Below are 467 nucleotides of genomic sequence, written 5' to 3'. Positions count from 1 at the left end.
ATCAAAGTTGCAGTAGCTAAAGACGCTGTTAACGTTGATCATGTTCTAAAACTTATTAATAAAGAAGGATTGGAATTACAAGACGATGGAACAGTAAAAGGTTTAGATAAACGCTTAGAAAGTTTCAAAGAAGAAAACGCGCATTTGTTCGGAGGAGTTAAGGCAACTGGTAATACTCCACATGCTGGAGATAATCCTAATAAATATGACGATATTACAAAAGAAAAGTTCAGTGAGTTAACTTATGAAGAACATATTGATTTGATGAACAATAATCCTGAATTATATGAAAAATTATCAAAGTAAAAGGAGATTGAATAATGAAAAATAAACTACAGTTAAATTTACAATTTTTCGCTAGTGAACAAACTAAAAAAGCAGATTTGATTAATCCAGAAGTATTAGCAAATGTAGTGGGTGGGAAATTAGAGAAGGAAATTCGCTTCTCACCATATGCTGTTATTGAT

General features: G+C 31.0%; 1 protein-coding gene. It reads left to right on the top strand.

Going from position 1 to position 467, the window contains the following annotated elements; translation table 11 throughout:
* A partial coding sequence (locus ACF91D_RS31875) for a phage scaffolding protein (protein ID WP_392438721.1) occupies positions 1-306 on the top strand: 306 nt, incomplete at its 5' end.
* Positions 307-467: the final 161 nt, after the last annotated feature.

Source organism: Staphylococcus sp. 231237_7MaSpsaltlick, from assembly GCF_043107035.1.
Note: the sequence above shows the minus strand (reverse complement) of the source record. Positions and strands in the feature narration are given on the sequence as shown.